The sequence below is a fragment of the Halorubrum sp. Atlit-28R genome, from assembly GCF_003665955.1.
Lineage (GTDB): Archaea > Halobacteriota > Halobacteria > Halobacteriales > Haloferacaceae > Halorubrum > Halorubrum tropicale.
The window spans coordinates 1-526 of the sequence record NZ_QPLS01000132.1; the positions used below are offsets into that span (position 1 = coordinate 1).

1 protein-coding gene is annotated in these 526 nt (G+C 58.7%); it reads left to right on the top strand.

All coding sequences use genetic code 11. The features are described 5' to 3' along the window. Positions 1-526, top strand: a 526-nt coding sequence (locus DVK06_RS17170; protein ID WP_158600111.1) for a PAS domain S-box protein, incomplete at both ends; no start/stop codon positions are given.

Here is a 526-nt window from a genome sequence, read left to right on the forward strand (position 1 = left end):
ATGATTTGCTGCTGGTCGACCGGACCACGCTGGAGCAAGTGTACGACGATGTCATCGTAAACGGTCGTAAAGGCAGTCGGTCCGAAAGCATCGCGCGAAACAAGGATGGCAGTAAATTCGATTTCGAGCTGCAACGGCGCGCCATCCGCTCTGGCCAGAGTACGATCATCGTCAGCATCGCGCGCGAGATTACTGCTCGCAAGCGGGTGGAAGAATCCGCGCGGCGCCATAGCCGGATGTACGCCGCGCTCAGCGCCACCAACGAGGCGATCCTGCACGCAGAATCGCCTGAATCGCTTTTTCAGCAAGTATGCGATGCGGCGGTGCATGGAGGCAAGTTCATCACCACGGCAGTCATTGTTCCGGATGCCCACCACACCAGTATAAAAGTGGCTGCTGTGGCCGGAGGCGGCAAGCAATTGCTGCTTGATGCGCGCATTTCGATCGCACAGGATACGCCGCAAGGACGCGGACTGGTCGGCGCTGCATTCCGCACCCACCAGCCGTGCGTGAGCAATGATTTCAT